The organism is Saccharothrix syringae (genome assembly GCF_009498035.1).
GTDB classification, from domain to species: Bacteria; Actinomycetota; Actinomycetes; order Mycobacteriales; family Pseudonocardiaceae; genus Actinosynnema; species Actinosynnema syringae.
Genome location: NZ_CP034550.1, coordinates 6,487,493 through 6,504,465 on the forward strand (window position 1 = coordinate 6,487,493; position 16,973 = coordinate 6,504,465).

At 74.0% G+C, this 16,973-nt stretch carries 16 protein-coding genes; 1 reads left to right on the forward strand and 15 read right to left on the reverse strand.

The window, feature by feature from the left end; all coding sequences use genetic code 11:
• Positions 1–13: 13 nt before the first annotated feature.
• On the forward strand, positions 14–1,042 hold the full coding sequence (locus EKG83_RS27665) for a methyltransferase (RefSeq protein ID WP_033428938.1): 1,029 nt from the start codon (positions 14–16) through the stop codon (positions 1,040–1,042).
• An 18-nt stretch (positions 1,043–1,060) separates the two neighbouring features.
• Here the strand turns inward: EKG83_RS27665 and kynU are convergent, their stop codons facing one another.
• From kynU to EKG83_RS27740, 15 genes are all read right to left on the reverse strand, one after another.
• Positions 1,061–2,320, reverse strand: coding sequence for a kynureninase (gene kynU / locus EKG83_RS27670; RefSeq protein ID WP_033428937.1), 1,260 nt, complete (start codon positions 2,318–2,320; stop codon positions 1,061–1,063).
• Between the two features lie 24 nt (positions 2,321–2,344).
• Positions 2,345–3,223 carry a tryptophan 2,3-dioxygenase gene (locus tag EKG83_RS27675; protein ID WP_084716113.1) on the reverse strand — a complete coding sequence of 293 codons (879 nt, stop codon included), beginning with the start codon at positions 3,221–3,223 and terminating at the stop codon, positions 2,345–2,347.
• Positions 3,220–4,032, reverse strand: a complete 813-nt coding sequence (locus EKG83_RS27680) for an alpha/beta hydrolase (protein ID WP_033428936.1) — start codon at positions 4,030–4,032, stop codon at positions 3,220–3,222. Before EKG83_RS27680 ends, EKG83_RS27675 begins: the two co-directional genes overlap by 4 nt.
• Positions 4,029–4,646, reverse strand: coding sequence for a DUF6875 domain-containing protein (locus EKG83_RS27685; RefSeq protein ID WP_051764827.1), 618 nt, complete (start codon positions 4,644–4,646; stop codon positions 4,029–4,031). Before EKG83_RS27685 ends, EKG83_RS27680 begins: the two co-directional genes overlap by 4 nt.
• Before the next feature lie 43 nt (positions 4,647–4,689).
• Entirely contained in the window at positions 4,690–5,628 is a 939-nt protein-coding gene (locus EKG83_RS27690; RefSeq protein WP_051764825.1) for a UbiA family prenyltransferase, read from the reverse strand.
• A gap of 31 nt (positions 5,629–5,659) precedes the next feature.
• Positions 5,660–7,210 carry a class I adenylate-forming enzyme family protein gene (locus EKG83_RS27695; protein WP_051764822.1) on the reverse strand — a complete coding sequence of 517 codons (1,551 nt, stop codon included), beginning with the start codon at positions 7,208–7,210 and terminating at the stop codon, positions 5,660–5,662.
• Between the two features lie 85 nt (positions 7,211–7,295).
• On the reverse strand, positions 7,296–8,363 hold the full coding sequence (locus EKG83_RS27700) for a PEP-utilizing enzyme (RefSeq protein WP_033428935.1): 1,068 nt from the start codon (positions 8,361–8,363) through the stop codon (positions 7,296–7,298).
• Positions 8,360–8,992 carry a hypothetical protein gene (locus tag EKG83_RS27705; RefSeq protein ID WP_033428934.1) on the reverse strand — a complete coding sequence of 211 codons (633 nt, stop codon included), beginning with the start codon at positions 8,990–8,992 and terminating at the stop codon, positions 8,360–8,362. Before EKG83_RS27705 ends, EKG83_RS27700 begins: the two co-directional genes overlap by 4 nt.
• Before the next feature lie 14 nt (positions 8,993–9,006).
• Positions 9,007–9,273: an acyl carrier protein gene (locus tag EKG83_RS47085; protein ID WP_033428933.1), complete on the reverse strand. Its 267-nt coding sequence runs from the start codon at positions 9,271–9,273 to the stop codon at positions 9,007–9,009.
• Complete coding sequence (locus EKG83_RS27715; RefSeq protein ID WP_084716111.1) at positions 9,270–10,763, reverse strand: PEP-utilizing enzyme; 1,494 nt, start codon at positions 10,761–10,763, stop codon at positions 9,270–9,272. The genes EKG83_RS47085 and EKG83_RS27715 overlap by 4 nt, the downstream gene beginning before the upstream one ends.
• Complete coding sequence (locus tag EKG83_RS27720; RefSeq protein WP_033428931.1) at positions 10,760–11,743, reverse strand: NAD-dependent epimerase/dehydratase family protein; 984 nt, start codon at positions 11,741–11,743, stop codon at positions 10,760–10,762. The genes EKG83_RS27715 and EKG83_RS27720 overlap by 4 nt, the downstream gene beginning before the upstream one ends.
• Entirely contained in the window at positions 11,740–12,858 is a 1,119-nt protein-coding gene (locus EKG83_RS27725) for an SDR family oxidoreductase (RefSeq protein ID WP_033428930.1), read from the reverse strand. Before EKG83_RS27725 ends, EKG83_RS27720 begins: the two co-directional genes overlap by 4 nt.
• The gene (locus EKG83_RS27730) at positions 12,855–14,069 is read right to left on the reverse strand and encodes an acyl-CoA dehydrogenase family protein (protein ID WP_051764818.1); all 1,215 of its coding nucleotides are present in this window, start codon (positions 14,067–14,069) and stop codon (positions 12,855–12,857) included. The genes EKG83_RS27725 and EKG83_RS27730 overlap by 4 nt, the downstream gene beginning before the upstream one ends.
• A gap of 41 nt (positions 14,070–14,110) precedes the next feature.
• Positions 14,111–15,781, reverse strand: coding sequence for an AMP-binding protein (locus EKG83_RS27735; RefSeq protein WP_033428929.1), 1,671 nt, complete (start codon positions 15,779–15,781; stop codon positions 14,111–14,113).
• Positions 15,782–15,956: 175 nt separating this feature from the next.
• Positions 15,957–16,874, reverse strand: a complete 918-nt coding sequence (locus EKG83_RS27740; RefSeq protein ID WP_153278489.1) for a ParB/RepB/Spo0J family partition protein — start codon at positions 16,872–16,874, stop codon at positions 15,957–15,959.
• Positions 16,875–16,973 lie beyond the last annotated feature (99 nt).

Below are 16,973 nucleotides of genomic sequence, written 5' to 3' on the forward strand. Positions count from 1 at the left end.
AGACGAGCGCCCCGTGTTCGACAACGACGACCTTGTCCGCATCCTGTTCGGCTCTGCGGCGTTCCAGATGCTCAACGCCGGGTGCCGGCTCGGTCTGTTCCCGCTGCTGTCGGCCGAACCCGGCAGCACCGCCGAGGAGGTCGGCGCGGGCCTGGGCCTCAACCCCCGGCCGACCCAGACCCTGCTGCTGGGCACCACCGCGCTGGGCCTGACCACGCACGAGGGCGGCGGCTACCGCAACGCCGAGCTGATCGAGCAGCGGCTGCGCGACGGGACCTGGGAGATCATCGAGGACCTGGTGGCCTTCGAGGCGGGCATCGTGGTGCCCGCCGACCCGGACTTCACCGAGTCGCTGCGCCAGGACACCAACGTCGGACTGCGCCGGCTGGCCGGCGAGGGCACCGACCTCTACCACCGGCTGACCCACCACCCCGAGCTCAGCGACCTGTTCTACCGCTGCATGCACTCGTGGTCGCGGCTGTCCAACCCGGTGCTGGTGGCCGAGGCCGACCTCAGCGGTGTCACGCGGGTGCTGGACGTGGGCGGCGGCGACGGGGTGAACGCGATCGCGCTGGCCCAGGCGAACCCGGGCGTCGAGTTCACCGTGCTCGACCTGCCCGGCGCGGTGGGGATCGCCCGCCGCAAGGTCGCCGAACGCGGCCTGGCCGACCGGATCTCGGTGGTGGAGGGCGACATCTTCGCCGACGACTACCCCGCGGGCCACGACTGCGTGCTGTTCGCGAACCAGCTGGTGATCTGGTCGCCGGAGGAGAACACCGCGCTGCTGGCCAAGGCGCACCGGGCGCTGCCGGCGGGCGGGCGGGTCCTGGTGTTCAGCGCCGTCTCCGACGAGAGCGGCGACGGCCCGCTGTACGCGGCGCTGGACAACGTCTACTTCACCACGCTGCCCGCCGCGAAGAGCACGATCTACCACTGGGGCCAGTACGAGGAGTGGCTGACCAAGGTCGGCTTCACCGACGTGGCCCGGCACGCCGGGAACACCTGGACCCCGCACGGCGTGGTGAGCGCGCGCAAGCCGTGACGGGGTCCGCGCCCCGGGTCAGGTGATCCGTGCCAGGGCACGGGCGTGCCGCTCGTAGGACCGGCTGTCGAGCACTCCGCACAGCCGGTCCACCGCGTCCCAGAGCTCGGTGAACGTGGTGTAGAGCGGGGACGGCCCGATCCGCAGCCGGTCGGGGGCCCGGTAGTCGCACACCACGCCCGCGTCCTCGGCCAGCGCCCGGCAGATCCGCCACGCGTCGGGGTGGGCCAGCGACACGTGCGCGCCGCGCCGGTCCGGGTCGACCGGCGACGCGAGCCGGAAACCACGCTCCGCCAAGCGTTCCCGGGCCAGGTCGACCACGAACCGGCCCATCCGCACGCTCTTCGCCCGGATGCGCTCCACCCCGGCCTCCTCGACCACGGCCAGCGCCGGATCCACGGCGGCCAGCGACAGCAGCGGCGGCGTACCCACCAGGAACCGGTCCAGGTGCTCCACCGGGTCGTAGTCCGGCCCCATGGCGAACTGGTCGCGCTGCCCGAACCAGCCCTGGATCGGCTGGCGCAGCAGCGGTTGCAGTCCCTTGCGCACGTAGAGGAACGCGGGCGAGCCCGGTCCGCCGTTGAGGTACTTGTAGGTGCAGCCCACGGCCAGGTCCGCACCGGTCGCCGCGAGTTCGACCGGCACCGCGCCGGCGGCGTGGCACAGGTCCCACAGCACCAGCGCGCCGACCTCGTGGGCCATCCGGTTCACCTCGGCCATGTCCGGCATCGCCCCGGAGCGGTAGGACACGGCGGAGAGGACCACCAGGGCCACGTCCTCGTCCAGCGCGGCCCGCAACCGGTCCGGCGACAGGCCGCGGTCGATGTCGGACCGCAGTTCGCGCACGGTCCCGCCGTGGTGCTCGACCAGGCCCTGCACGACGTACCGGTCGGTCGGGAAGTCGTCGGTGTCCACTACGACCACACCGCGGTCCGACGCCGCCAGCGCCGCCGCCGCCAGCTTGTACAGGTTCACCGAGGTCGAGTCGGACAGCACCACCTCGCCGGGCCGCGCGCCCAGCACGTGGTCGGCCAGCCGGTCGCCGAGCCGGGCGGCCCAGTCGATCCAGTCACCCCACGACCGGATCAGGCCCCTCCCCCAGCCCTCGCGCACGACGTGGTCCAGGAACGCCGGGGTGGCGGCGGGCAGTCGGCCGAGCGAGTTGCCGTCCAGGTAGATCAGGTCGGGGTCGGCGACGACGAACCGGGCGCGGAACCGGGCGAGCTCGTCGTGCCCGTCGAGTTCCTCGGCCGCCGTGCGGGAGAGATCACCTGTCATGGGTCTGTTCGCCTTCCTCGGAGGTCACGACGTGGAGCGCACCGCCCACAGTTCGGGGAAGAACCGGTGCGAGCTGATCCGGTCCAGCCAGGCCACGCCCCGCGTGCCCCCGGTGCCGGGTTTGGTGCCGAGCAGCCGCTGGACGGTCACCAGGTGGGTGTACCGCCAGCGGGCGAACAGGTCCGCCGCGTCCACCAGGGCCTCGGCGAGCAGGTGCAGGTCGGGGTGCGCGCGCCGGTCGCGGTACACCTGCGCCCACGCCCGTTCGACCTCCTCGCTGGCCTGGTAGGGCTTCGTCGGGTCCGCGGCGAGGACGTCGGCGGGCACCGGCAGGCCACGCCGGGCCAGCAGCGCGAGGGTCGCGTCGTACACGCTCGGCTCGCGCAGCTGCGCCAGCACGTCCTCGTAGTAGGGCGAGTTGCGGTGCGCATCCACCATCGACGGGTTCTTGTTGCCCAGCACGAACTCCAGCCGCCGGTAGGAGAAGGACTGGAAGCCCGACGCGCTGCCCAGCACGTCCCGGAACTCGGCGAACTCCTGCGGCGTGAGCGCGCCGAGCACGTCCCAGCACACCTGGAGCAGGCCCTGGACGCGGGCCGCGCGGCGCAGCACCCACAGCGCTTCGCCCACCTCGTCCTCGTCGATCCGGTCGCGGACCGCGGTGAACTCGATGCGCAGCAGGTTGAACAGCAGTTCCTTGACCTGGCTGATGATGATGAAGCCGGGTTCGGTCGGCGCGGACGTGCGCGGGTCGAGCAGGTCCAGCAACGCGTCCATCTTCGCGTAGGTGACGAACGGCGTGTGCCCGTGCGGGAAGTCGACGATCGGCTCGCCACCGGACAGCTCCGCGAGCCGCAGTCGTTCGTCGTCCGAGGACAGCGGGCAGCCGTGGTCGCTCGTCACGTCGTCTCCTCCATCGCGGTGAGCACGGCGCCGCCCAGCGCCGTACCGGGGTCGGTCAGGTCGTAGGGCAGGTCGAAGTGGTTGCGGCCGGCCACCACGAACGAGGTCAGCGGGGCGCGCCAGGCCAGCGCGGCCACCAGCAGCGCGTGCTGGCGGTGGTACTCCTCGGTCTCGTTGTCACCGACGGCGGCGATCACCGGGGGCAGCCGCTCGGGCAGCCACCAGATCGGGCTGTTGCGGCGCGCGCCCGCGAAGTCCAGGCCCAGCGCGTCGTTGACGTAGCTGCGGCGGACCGGTTCCAGGTCGTACATGCCGCTGAGCAGCACCAGGCCCGCCAGCGGCGGGCAGGCGGGGTCAACGGCGGTCATCGCGGCCAGGTGCGCGCCCGCCGACGTGCCGCACAGGTGGATGCGCCGGGGGTGGAAGCCGAGCCGTTCCGCGTTGGCGTGCAGCCAGTGGACGCATCGGCGGACCGCGCTGACGATGTCGTCCAGCGCCGCGCCGGGCGCGAGCGGGTAGTCCACGGCGGCGAACGACGCACCGGCGGCCAGTGCGCCGGGCGCGCCGAACGCCGAGTCGGCGCGGCCCAGCGCCTGCCAGTTGCCGCCGTGCACGAACACCAGCAGCGGCCCGCCGGCCGGACCCGGGAACAGGTCGACCAGTTCGTCCGGCCCCGGCCCGTAGCGCGCCACGCGGACCTCGTGCCCGTCCCGCGCGGCGGCGCTGGCCACCGCGTACTCGTCCAGGTACCGCCGGAGGCTCGGCACCCGCGTGCTGGGCGAGTACTGGCGGTCCAGTTCCGCCGTCACGGGGTGATCCGGTGCCGGGCGCACGCCGCCAGGTACGCCTCGTACAGCACCGCGTCGATCCGGTCGGGCTTGCGGAACCTCGCGCCGAACCGGGACAGGTACTCCTCGAACCACTCCCGGCGCTCGCCCAGGAACAGCACGTCGTGCACCGCCATCCGGCGCACCGCCAGCAGCGGCACCGGAGACTTGCTCACCTCGAACTCGGGGTTGCGGGCCGACCGCTCGGTGCACGTCGGGTGGAACTGGCCGATCATCAGCCCGCGCAGCACGCTCTCGGTCTTCACCGCCGCGTGCGCGGCGTCGAAGGTCGACCACCGGTCCTCCGGCAGGTCGGGCAGCACCACCACCAGCGACCGCAGCGGTGACGGGTCGCCGACGGCGTCCATCAGCTCGTACTCGTCCAGGCTGCACCGGACCACCTCGACCAGCAGCGCCGGGCTGGGCGAGGGCCCCACGAGGCGTACCCGCGAGTCGACCACGCCCGCCCGCCGGGCGGGTTCGACGAACGGGCACACCGCGCCGCTCCGCCCGATGTCGCGGTGCGGCCGGCTGATGTAGTCGGTGAGCCAGGCGTCCACCACCTTCAGCGACTCGCCCAGGTCAACGGTCAGCACGCCAGTAGACATTGCCCCCACCAAACCGGAATTCACACGACGGTTACGCGGCCAGCAGCGCGGCCACTAGTCCGAGGCAGCCCAGGTCGACCGTGAGCAGCCCCATGAATCGCGCTTTGCGCAATTCCCTGCGGTACACCCCGTAATAGAGTTGGAACACGTGCAGGACCACCACCGGCACCGCTGTGAAGGCAAGCACCGGGGAGAACCGGGTGGTGGTGAACAGCAGCGCCAACGTTCCGGCGCTGGCCAGGCAGAACAGGTGCAGCACCGCCGCGAACGCCGTCGGCGGCAACGTGACCGCCATGGTCCGGCGGCCCACCTCGGCGTCGCCGGCGCGGTCGGAGGCGTTGCCGTAGGACACCACCAGCAGGAACCACAGCCCGACCAGGAGGCTCATCAGCAGGATCTCCGGTTCGACCCGGCCGGCGGCGATCCAGTACGGCGCGAGCGCGGTGCAGGCGATGGTGAACAGGATCGTGCCCTCCAGGCCCAGCGGCCGGTAGCTGAGCTTGAGGCCCAGCGAGTACTGCACGGCCACGACCTGGGCGACCAGGAGCACGGCCACCGCGAGCGGTGGCGCGGACACCAGCACGGCCGCGGCGATCCCGGCGGCCACGCCCACGATCCACGTCCAGACCGCGAACCGGACCGCTTCGCGTTCCGTGAGCGCCCCGGTGACCAGCGGTTTCTTCACCACGGTCAGCGGCGGACGGCCCGCGTAGTTGCGGGCGTCGCTGCCGTCGCGGTGCCCGCCGATGTCGTCGGCGGCGGCCGCGCTCCACTGCGTGGCCAGCACCATGACCAGCAGCAGGGCCAGCGCGAGGAGCTGCCGGGCGCTCACCGGTCCGTCCCGGACCAGCAGCAGCGCCGCGAGCACCCAGCCGTACACGTGGTGGTAGATCCGCGCCTTGCCGAGCCTGAGGTAGGTGGCGATCCGCGACCCGACCGTGGTCGGTGCCGCCGTCCGCGCGGTGGTCATCGACCCCTCCTTCCGCCGCCGGGCGGACCGGCTAGCTGCCGGCCGCGTAGTAGGTCTCGTTGTCGGAGAACGTGAGGCGGCCGGGCTCGGCGAGCAGTTCCCGCAGCTCGACCCGCTTGACCTTGCCGGTGGCGGTGCGCGGGAAGCGGGCGTCGGGGATGATGATCGGCCGCCGCAGCGCGGCGATGCCCCGGGTCAGCTCGCCCCACTCGCGGGCCCGGAACCTGTTGTCCGGCCGGATCGACGCGATCGGCTGCAACGCGCCGCCGACCTCCAGGACCACCAGCTCCAGCAGCTCGGGCGACCGCTCCAGCAACGCGTCCTCGATGGCGATGCCGCTGGCCGCCGCGGTGATCTTGTCCACCCGGCGGTCGACCAGGGTGAGGAACCCGGTGCGGGACAGCGAGCCCCAGTCGCCGGTGTCCCACCAGCCGCCCTGGAGGTACTTGATCTCCGGGCGGTTGAGGTAGCCGGAGTGCCCGCCGGGGGTGCGCACTACGATCCGGCCCGGCGTGCCGTGCGGCAGGTCGTAGCCCTCCTCGTCGATGATCCGCACCCCGCAGAACGGGAACCTCGGCCCCACCGGGTGGCCGTTGCGGGGTTTGCCCGCTCGGCGCGCGGGCAGCCAGGACGGCCGCCGCGCGTGGGTGCGGATCGCGATCGCGCCGGTCTCGCTCTGCCCGTAGACCTCGACGAACATCGGCAGCCGGCGGCGGGAGCCGCGCAGCATCGCGTCCACCGTGTCCGGGTGGATGACGTCGAAGCCCGCGGCGAAGAACCGCACCGAGGCGAACGCGCCGCGCGGCGCGAGGTGCTGCCACGCCCGGTAGGTGTTCGGGTGGGTCTCGAAGTACACCGGGCGGTGCCGGTTCAGCAGCCGCTCCACCTCGTCCGCCGAGTCGCCCTTGAGCAGCATCAGCGGCGCGTTGCGCTTGAGCGCCACCAGGATCGCCACCACCGTGCGGGAGTGCACCGGGGACAGCGCCAGTGCGCAGTAGCCCTTCAGCCGGGCCAGTCGGTGGATGCGGGCCTGCACGTCGGCGTGGAACTCGATGCCGCGCGCGGCGTACTCGACGAGCTTGGGCACGCCGGTGGTGCCGGAGGTGTGGAACACCGCGTAGGGCGCTTCCGGCGAGGTCGGCCGGGACCGGCGGTGCGGTGCGCAGCCCGCCGCCGCCTCGGCGACCTGCCGCCAGTCCAGCGCGACCAGGTCGCCGAAGTGGCCGTTGCCCGCCGTCAGCCGCTGCTCGTCGCCGATGATCGCGACCACGCCGGGGACGCCCGTGATCATCGCCCGCACCACCTGCGCGGACAGCGTCGGACTGGCCAGCACCGGCACCGCGTCCAGCGCCATGAGGGCGACGTGGGCGACGATCACGTCGGTGGGCGAGTCCAGCCACACCACGCACCGGTCGCCCCTGCCGACCCCGGTGGACGCGAGGTGGGTGGCCACCCGGGCGGCGGCCCGGCCGAGGTCGGCGGGGTGGAGCAGGCCGTCCGGTGCGGCGACCGCGACCGGCTCGTGGTCCACGATCCACGGCCGGGCGTCGCCGGGCAGCTCCAGCAACTTCTCGAAGATCATCTCCGACCTCTCCCGCGCTGGTCGCGCATTTCCTCGCCGGTTCCGGCACGCCTTGGGGAAAGCAGTTCTACGGGAACTCCGGGATTCACCCGCCGGTTGCACCGGCGGATTCCCGGGTGATGACGGATACCGCACCGATCGCACCGTCGACCGCCACTTTATAGCCGCCCGCCAGGTGCTCCAAGGCGTCTTCGCCGACGCCCGTGACGCATGGAATGCCCAATTCCCGGGCCACGATCGCGGTGTGGCAGAGCATTCCGCCGTGCGCGGTCACCAGGGCGGCGGCCTCGGCCAGCACCGGGGTCCAATCCGGGTCGGTGCGCTCGGTGAGCAGCACCAAACCGGGTCGCCACCGGTCGTCGAACGGGTCGTGCGCGCGCAGCGCCGGGGCGACCGCCCGTCCCGGCGCGGCGGCCACACCCCGCACCACCCGCCCGACCGGCGATTCGCCGGCAGCCGGACCCAGGGGGGCGGTCACCGGCCGGAACTGGAGCCACAGCAGGCTGTTCCCGACGACCGCCAGCTCCAGGTCGGCGGCCGCGCCCAGCGCGTGCTGCGCCGCCAGGCAGGCCGCACCGACCGGATCGCCGCCGACCGCGAACACCTCGCCGGAATCGGCGGTGCGGCCGTCCTCCGCCCACTCCTCCCACCGCGGGGTGACCGCGCCGCCGACGAGCCGTTCGCCGCTGCCGTCGGTCCACTCCAGCCGGCCCGCGCCGGGTCGGCGCCCGATCCACAGGCCGCTGCGGGACGGCGGCCGGTACGGCTGGAGCGCCACGGCCATCGCGACGCCGCCCGCGCCCGCGCCGACCCTGTCGCGGTAGGCCGCCACCCGTCCGTCCGCCACCGACGCCCGGACCCGGGCGACCGCGTCCGGAACGGCGTCGGCCGGCACGTCCAGCTCGGTGCGGAACAGCCCGGCGTAGGACAGGCCCGCGTCGTCCTCGACGCTCGCCGAGCTGCGCACCGCCCAGCGCGGCGCGCGCCCGGCCAGGTCGGCGACGTCCGCCGCGTCCAGCTCCGCGCCGACCGGCAGCACCCACGTGTCGGGCACCGCCAGCCCGGCCGCGAGCAGCGCGGCCAGCCCGACCACCTTGCCGCCGAACGACTCCCGGGCGTCGGCGCCCGCGGTCACCCGGACCAGCCCGGTCACGACGCCGACCCCGACGCGTGCTCCAGCGCCTCCTCGGCCTCCCGGGTCGAACCGGTGGACAGCAGCAGGTCGGCGTGCAACTCCATCCACACGTCGTGGTACGACTCGACGCCCACGCCCGTGAACGCCGACCGCTCCCCCGACTCGACCCGGTCCAGCGCGCCGGCCAGCCGGGTCCCGTAGCGCGCGAACCGGTCGCGCACCGCCGCCAGGTCCCCGACCACGGCCTCCGCTTCCCGGTGCAGCGCACCGAGTTCGGCCACCACGTCCCGGTCGTAGCCGGGATCGCCGTGGTCGTTCGCGGCACCGCCACGCAGCTGCCACCGCGTGCACAGATCCTTGAACCGCTGGTTGAGCGGCACGAACGCCCGGTGCACGCCGGACAGCGCGGCCCTGGCCGGCGGTGGGACGTCGGCGGCGAGCAGCCCGGCGTGGTGCCGCATCCCGTCCGCGGTCAGCCGCCACAGCCCACGCCGCTCCATCAGCACGACCACGCCGGCCACGCGCAGCCGGTCCAGCTCGGCGAGCACGTCCCCGGGCGCGTGCCCGGTGGCCGCGACCACCCGTTCCACCGGCCCCATCCGCAGCACCGCCAACGCGTGCGCCACGGGGAAAGCCCCGATACCCACGTGCCCTCCCCGGCTCAGCCGCGCAGCGCGGTGATCAGCTCGACCAGGTCGCCGACCGTCTCGACGTCCGCCGCCCTGGGGTCCTCGACCAGGGAGATCCCGAACCTGTCCTCCAGGGACAGCAGGAGTTCCACGGTGGCCAGGGAGTCGATGCCGAGGTCGGCCACGATCCGGTCGCCGGGCCGCAGCTCGCGGCTGATCCGCTTGATCCGGGTGTAGACCTCTTCCAGGGCGGGCAGGACGTCCGCCGCCGTGGCGCTGGTGTTGTCCGAGACTGTCACTGGACCTTCACCTCTCCGGTGCTGCCGTTGATGGACACGACCGTGCCGGGCGGGAGCGACGCCGCTCCCGGGAAACCCACGACACAGGGGATGTTGGCCTCGCGGGCCAGGATCGCGATGTGCGACAGCTCGCTGCCGCGCTCGCTGAGCACGCCCTCCGCGAACGGGAGCAGCGGCGCGATGTCGGCGTCGGCCGAGGAGCACACCAGGATCACCGGCTCGTCGGGCAGGTCGTCGTCGGGCGAGGCGACCACACCGACGCCGATGCCGGGCGAGACCCCGCGCGGGCGGACCACCGAGCCGGACGCCCAGGGCCGGACCCCGCCGTCGTGGCCGCCGAGGTCCAAGTGCTCGGGCATGGGGGTGGCCAGCGCCGTCCGGCACGCCTCGACCCGGTCGGCCGCCCGCGCGAGCGCACCGGACGCCCGGGTCGCCAGGTCGAGGAATTCCCGGATCGTCAGATAGGGCCAGATCTCCGCCACGCCGAACACGGGCGCGAGTTCGGGCAGCAGCGTGCGGAACACGTGCAGCGCGCGCATGGCCAGCGACTTGGTCTGCTCGCGGTCGGCCATGGTCTCGCCGACCGCGACGGCCAGCGACCGCACGACCCGGCCGCGCCACGCGGGCAGCATCCCGGCCACGGCCTCCGCCGGGTCCAGCACGGCGACCGCCGCGGTGCCGTCCGGGGTGGCGGTCCTCTTGTGCCGCACCGCGTAGTCCCGCCACGGCACGAGGTGGTCGGCCACCTCGTAGAACGACGAGTCGAGGAAGGCACCGGGCCCGGTGCCCGCCGACGCGGCGGTGTGCAGCCGGTCCCACACCAGTTCGCGGGGCTTGGACAGCCAGTCGGCGATCTCCCCGCCGTGCGCGGTCAACCGCCGGTAGACCTTCTTCTGCAACGCCCGCATCGGCACCAGCGCGGACGTGGTGGTCACGTGCGCCGCCCACGCCTCCCGCAGCACGGATTCGGCGTTCTCCAGCACGCGAACCAGCCCGTGCCGGTGCTCGGTGCCCAGCGCCCCGCGCGCGTCCCATTCCAGTTCGGCGACCCGGGCCTCCAGCAGCCGCAGCCGGTGCCCGGTGTCGCGGATCTCGCGGGCGAACCGGGCCGCGCCGCCGTACTGGCGGACCCGGCCCTCCCGCAGGGCGACGTTCTCCGCCGGCCCGTCGACGCCCTCGAAGTAGGCGTCCGTGACGTCCCGGGGAGTCAGGCCCGGCACGCTGTTCGCGAGGTGACACCAGGCGGACAGGTTGTGGTAGGGCCGGCAGCCGAAGTAGCCGACGAACACGTAGTGCGCGCCTTCCGCCCACGGGCGGCGGCCCCACAGCCTGCGGGCCAGCTCACGGGTGCCGCGTTCCATCGGGTCGCCGACCAGCGACCACGACATCGGCGACAGCCGCTGCGGCGCGACCTCACCGAAGTTGCCCGCCGAGTAGACCCGGAAGTACGGGTGCGGGTCGGTGTCCACGGTCCTCGGGCGCGCGCTCATCGTGCCGCCTCCGCGGGTGCGCGGCCGAGCAGCGCGCGGCCCATCGCACCCAGGTAGTCCGGTTCGGGTCGCGGCCACGGCCGGGGGATGTCGTCGAGCACCGCCGGGTCGAGGTCCAGCCACGGCTCGGCGTAGTCGAGCAGTTCCGGGGCCAACCCCAGCCGCGCGCCCACCAGCCGGCTGAGCCGGTCGAACAGGCGCGCCTCGACGATCCTGGGCACCACGCCCCACGGCCGGCACACCTCGGTGAGCACGTCGGCGGTGCTGGGCATCGCGGGGTCGAACCAGGTCCAGGTGGCCCGGCCGATCGGCGCGGTCAGCGCCCTGCGCACGACCTCGCCCGCCGACATGACATCGCTGGCCCAGCTGGGGAACTCGCCCCGCCTGACCAGGTGCACCGGATAGCCCGCGAGCACGTGCGGGATGGCGGCCTGGAGCCCGGTGCGGGTGTCGGGCACGCCGCCGCGCGGGTCGGGCCCGAGCACCGGGCCGAACCGGACCACGCCCACCGGCAGGTCGGTCGCGTCCCGGACGTGCCGCTCGGCGCAGTACTTGCCGTACTCGTACCAGTTGCGGAACGTCTGGCCGACGTAGAGCTCCCGATTGGACACGCGCCCCTCGGCGCGGCCCATGACCAGCAGGGAGGACACGTGCACGGCCTGTTCCAGCGCCGGGAGCCCGCGCAGGAACCCCAGCACCGACCGGGTGGCCGCGTCGTGGGTCTCCAGCGTCTCGCCCGGCCCGCCGCGCCACGACACCGAACCGAAGGCGAGCACCACGTGCGTGACCCGCGCCTTCACCCGGGCCAGGTCGTCGCGGGACAGGCCGAGGCCGGGTGCGCGCACGTCGCCGCGCAGCCCTTCGCCGACCGACGCGGTGCCGCGCCGGGACAGCACCAGAACCTCGTCGCCCGCGTCGCGGCACGCGGTGGCGACGGCGGTGCCGAGGTAACCCGACCCGCCCAGGACGAGCACGCTCATGGCCGGAACCTCGCCAGGTTCGGGTCGCCGGGGGCGACGGGTGGACGCGGTGCGGGCAGGTCGAACGTCAGCCTGGCCAGCACCTCGGGGTCCGCGGCGGGCAGCGGGCCGGCCACCAGGTCGGCCAGCCGACCGCGTTCCCAGATCCGGTCCAGGCCGATGTACCGCAGCCCGATGACCCGGTTGCGCCAGCCCTTGGACAGCGGCAGGAACCGTTGCGCGTTGCCGGAGAGCCACAGGATCCGCTCCGCGCTCGCGGGCACCAGCCGCACCCACTCGCCGAACGCCCCGGGCGCGATGGACCGGGCGGTCTCCAGCAGGTTGCGCAAGGTCGGGGCCCGCTCCCCCGCCGTCACGTGCACGATCACCGGCTCGGCCCGGGGTCCGGCGCGCACCATGCCGTCCAGGGCGTCGAGCAGGCCGCGGGCGGCGACGTCGCGGGGCAGGATGTCGACCCGCGCGCCGGGCATCGCGGGCAGCACCCGACCCGGCAGGTCGCGCCACCGGTCGGACAGCACGTACAGCGAGTTCCGCTTGGCGGTGCGGCCGGTGCGCGAGTCGCCCAGCAGCGCGCCGACGCGGGCGATCAGCACGTCGGGGTCGCCCGGCCGGTGCGCGGCCGCCAGCTCCCGCTCGGCCACCCATTTGCTCTCCTCGTACTGGGTGCGGTGCCGGTCCGGCGGCAGGGGCACCTCCGCGATCGAGCCGAGCGCGCCGCCGGCGACCACGAACGACGAGACGTGGCAGTACAGCAGGCGGCGCCCGGAGCGGCGCTGGAGTTCCCGCGCCACGTCCAGGCCGTGCCGCGCGCCCAGCACGTTGGTGGCGTACAGGTCGCGGGCGGAGGCCGCCCAGTCGGTGTCGCCGGCGAGGTTGAGCACCACGTCGACGGTGGCGGCCAGTTCGTCCAGCGCGGCCTCGGCCAGCCCCCAGGACGGCTGCCGCACGTCGCCGGTGACGATCCCGCCCGCCAGCTGCGGGAACACCCGGTCCACCGGCAGCCGGCCCGGCCGGTGCGCGCGCACCACGGGCGCGAGGTCGAGCCCCCGTTCGGGCGCGAGGTCCACGACGGCGGAGCCCAGTTGGCCCGCGACCCCGGTCAGCAGCAGCTTCATCCGAGGTCCACGCTCTCCGCGTAGCCGACGTGGTCGGGCACCAGACCCTTGGCGACCAGCTCCCACATCATCTCGTCGCTGCCGCCGCCGAGGCGGGCCAGCCGGGAGTCGCGCCACATCCGCGACAGCGGGGTCTCGTCCTCCAGGTAACCCGCGCCGCCGAACAGGTGCATGCACTCGCTCATGACCTCCTCGGCGAACCGCGCGGCGGTCACCTTCACCGCGGCCAAGTCCCGCGTGTCGCACGCGCCGGCGACCGGAACCCCTTGTGCCGCCGCGTACACGGCGTACCGCAGCACGGTCAGCCTGGACGCCAGTTCGGCCAGCCGCAGCCGCAACGCCTGGTGCTCGATCAGCGGCACGCCGAACTGCTCACGGGTGTGCAGGTGCGCGGTGGCCAGGCCGATCGCGGTCGCCGCCCCGCCCACGGTCTGCGCGGCGATGGACAGCCGCTCGTGGTTGAGCCCCCACACGGCGGCGACGAGGCCGAGCCCGGTGCGGCCGACCAGCGCCTGGTCCGGCACCTCGGCGTCGATCGCCATCCAGGTGGTGTCCAGCGCGGACGTGCCCGCCTTGGTGTGCCGCTTGCGCGGGGTGAGCCCGCCGGCGGGCACCGCGAACAGGCCGAGCCTGCCCGCCACCGCGCCGGTGCCCTCGTCCAGTCGGGCCAGCACCAGCGCGAAGTCGCACACCGCGCCCAGCGAGAGGTACTTCTTCTCCCCCGCCACGTGCCAGCCGGTGCCGGTGCGGCGGGCCACCGTGCGCACGCCGTTGAGGTCGGACCCGCCGGTCGGCTCGGACGCGCCGAGGCAGCCGACCAGCCTGCCCGCCAGCATCCCGTTCAGGTAGTCGCGCAACAGCGGGGTGTCCCCGTAGCGGACCAGGATCGACGAGACCGTCTCGCAGTGCAGGCTCAGCCCCACCGACAGCCCGGCCTGCGCCAGCCGTCCGCTCTCCTCGGCGATGATCACGCCCATGCCCGGGTCGCCGTAGGGCCGCTGCTCCCAGCGCTCCCGGAACAGCCCGGCCCCGGCCAGCGGCACCAGCCGCTCGCGCGGGAACAGGCCGGTCCGCTCGGCCTCCCGCGCGACCTCCGGGTCGAACGCCTCCCGCAGCAGGGCCGCGACCCGCTTGCGGTACTGCTCGACGGGCTCGCCGAACGGCCCGTTCGCGAACAGGCCGCCGGGCGGGGCGACGCTGTGCTCTGCCATGTTCGTTCCTCTCGGCATCGGACTCGGTGTGCGGCACGCGGTCACGACGTGGGCCCGCCGGCCGGCGGCAGTTCGCCCGCCAGGTAGGCCAACCAGAGCGCACGTCGGCGTGGTTTGCCGCTGGAGGTCAGCGGGATCGTGCCGCGCGCGACGTGCCGCACCAGGATGCGGGCACCGGGCCCCCCGGACCGCTGGAGCACCGCGAGCAGCGCGTCGAGGTCGTCGCCGGGGTCCTTCTCGGTGACCAGCAGCACGGTCGGCGTGCCCGCCTCGATGCCGGCGACGACCGCCAGGTGCCGGTCCGGGATGCTCGTGGCGGCGCGCAGCTCCTGCTCGACGTCCTCGACGAACACGCTCTGGCCGTTGACCTTCACGCTGTCGCCGAGCCGGCCCACCACGTAGAGCTCGCCGTCGAGCAGGAACCCGGCGTCGCGGGTGTGCAGCCGGCCGCCGCCGAGCCGGGCGGCGTCCTCGGCGGTCGGGTCGAGGTAGCCGTCGGCCACCGACGGGCCCTCGACGTAGATCTCGCCCAGCACGCCCTCGGGCTGGCGCACCCCGTCCTCGTCCAGCACGTGCACGGTCAGGCCGGCCAGCGGAAGCCCGCAGCTGACCTGCCACTGCCACGGCTCGGCGACCGGTTCCACGCCGAGCTCGACCACTTCCAGGATCTCCACGGGCTCGCCGAGCCTGCGGTCCAGGGACTTGGTGTGCACCAGGCGCGGCACGCGGTCCGCCGCGTCGCCGGACACCGCCAGCGTGCCCTCGGCCAGTCCGTAGGCGGGCATCAGGGCGCGCACGTCGAACCCGGTGGGCTCCAGCAGCGCGGCGAACCGGGACAGCACGTCCGGGTCGATCCGCTCCGCGCCGCTGATCACCGTCCTGAGGTGGGACAGGTCCACGCCGACCAGGTCCTCGGGGCGGACCTTCTCCAGCACCTGCCGAAAGCCGAAGTTCGGCATGACCATGGCGTGGTAGGGGGTGCGGCCGTACTCGGCGAGCCAGCCCGCCGGGTCGCGCAGGAAGTGCGCCGGCTGCATCAGCGCGTGCTCCAGCTGCGCGGTCACCGCCGAGAGCAGGCCGCCGACCAGACCCATGTCGTGGTAGAGCGGCAGCCAGCAGACCGCGCCGTAGCGGTCCAGCCGCATCCAGCGCTGGATCATCCGCAGGTTCGCGGCCATGTTCGCCACGCTGATCCGCAGGCCGCGCGGGTCGCCCCGGGAGCCCGAGGTGAATTGCAGGACGGCGGCCTCCCCGCGGGTGAACGGCAGATCGCCACCGTCCAGGTAGGACGGTTCGAGCAGCCGGGCACCGGCCAGGCCGTCCGCGAGCAGGTCCCGGTATTGCGCGGCGACCACGGCGTGCGCGGGTCGGATCACGCCGGTGATGGCCCGCACCTGCCGCAGGTACGCCTCGGTACCGCGCAGCGCCCACGGCAGCGGGAGCACCGACGGCGTCGCGCCCAGCGCCAGCACGCCGAAGAAGTGCGTGACGAAGTCCGGGCCGGCGGGCACCGCCATCGGCACGACGTCCCCGGCGCGCACGCCGGCGTCGGCCAGGGCGTGCCCGGCGCGCACGGCGTCGGCGGCGAGCTCGGCGTAGGTCCACCGCCGCCACGTGCCGTCGTCCCCGCGGAAGCGCACGCCCCGTTCCGCGGTCGGGTCGGCAAGCCAGCCGACCAGCTGGCGGTGGTCCCGAGCGACCTGCCACGACATGGCCACACCTCACCCCGAATCGGTGTGTGGAAATAGCGGAAGAATTTAGGAGACGGCCGCGTGGCGTTACCCCACCATCGCGCGACCGATTCCAAAATAACCGATCGCCGCGCCCCCGGTCCATCGACCGGGCGGCTGCGGCGATTTGATGACGAGCGACCCTCGGATTTTCCGATCAGCCCGAAGAACGCAGATCGGGCCGTTGTTCCAGTTCCACCGCGAACTCCCGCCAGGCGGCCCCGCATTCTCGCGCGGCGGCCACCAGCACGTCCACGTAGCGGGCCGGTATCCGCTCCGGCGAGTACACCCAGTCCTGGGATTCCACGACGCACGTGTAGAGCAGCCGCAGCAGCGTGCGCCCGGACTCGGAGAAGCGCAGCGCCGGGTCCTTGCGCAGCATGTGGATCAGCGCGAACCGGTCCACCGACGGCGGTTTCGCGGGTGCCGCCGCCGGTCGGGCGGGCGGCGGCGGGTCACCGCGGCGCGGCGCGGCCACCGGCTCCTCGGCGCGTTCCAGCCGAGCCCGCACGTCGCGCACGGTGGCCACCGAGATCCGGGTCCGCCGGGCGATCTCGCGCAGCGACACGTCCGGCTGCTCCACCAGCAGCCGCTCCGCCTCGCGCCGCCCTTCCGACACGTCGGCCAGCCGGATCGTGCCGTCCCTGCCGCGCCGGGCGGCCACGTCGACCGCCTCGCCGCCCTCCCGGCGGCGGATCGCGCCCACCGTCTTGTGCGCCAGCCCGGTGATCTCCGCGATCGACCGGTCCGACCAGTGGCCGTGCCGCAGCAGGATGCCCCTGGCCGCGGCCACCCGGTCGGCCAGCGTCAGCGGCAGGCCGTGCGCGGTGTTGAGCTGCACCGAGAGCACGAACGCCTCGTCGTCGTCGCAGTCGACGAACCGGGCGCGGATGTCGGTGTCGCCGCGCAAGCGGGCCGCGACCAGCCGGTGCGCGCCGTCCACCACCTCCCGGTTGCGCCGGTTCACCACGATCGGCGGCAGTTCCGCGTCGAGCTGCGCGAGCAGCCGGGTGTGAGCCGCGTCCACCCCGGCGGAACGGGGCGACGCCGAGGTGCGCAGCGAATCCAGGGGCACCGTTTCCACGGCACCCCCCGATGCCCACGCGGTCAACCGATTCGCCAAGCCGGCGGCGATCTCGACTTTCACCTTGCCCCCCAGATGACTTGCACCTTG

Bases quoted from the DNA above. Each gene is read 5' to 3' on its own strand.
- kynU (WP_033428937.1), bottom strand. From the start codon at position 2,320: ATGACAGGTGATCTCTCCCGCACGGCGGCCGAGGAACTCGACGGGCAC.
- EKG83_RS27690 (WP_051764825.1), bottom strand. From the start codon at position 5,628: ATGACCACCGCGCGGACGGCGGCACCGACCACGGTCGGGTCGCGGATC.
- EKG83_RS27695 (WP_051764822.1), bottom strand. From the start codon at position 7,210: ATGATCTTCGAGAAGTTGCTGGAGCTGCCCGGCGACGCCCGGCCGTGG.
- EKG83_RS27715 (WP_084716111.1), bottom strand. From the start codon at position 10,763: ATGAGCGCGCGCCCGAGGACCGTGGACACCGACCCGCACCCGTACTTC.
- EKG83_RS27720 (WP_033428931.1), bottom strand. From the start codon at position 11,743: ATGAGCGTGCTCGTCCTGGGCGGGTCGGGTTACCTCGGCACCGCCGTC.
- EKG83_RS27725 (WP_033428930.1), bottom strand. From the start codon at position 12,858: ATGAAGCTGCTGCTGACCGGGGTCGCGGGCCAACTGGGCTCCGCCGTC.
- EKG83_RS27730 (WP_051764818.1), bottom strand. From the start codon at position 14,069: ATGGCAGAGCACAGCGTCGCCCCGCCCGGCGGCCTGTTCGCGAACGGG.
- EKG83_RS27735 (WP_033428929.1), bottom strand. From the start codon at position 15,781: ATGTCGTGGCAGGTCGCTCGGGACCACCGCCAGCTGGTCGGCTGGCTT.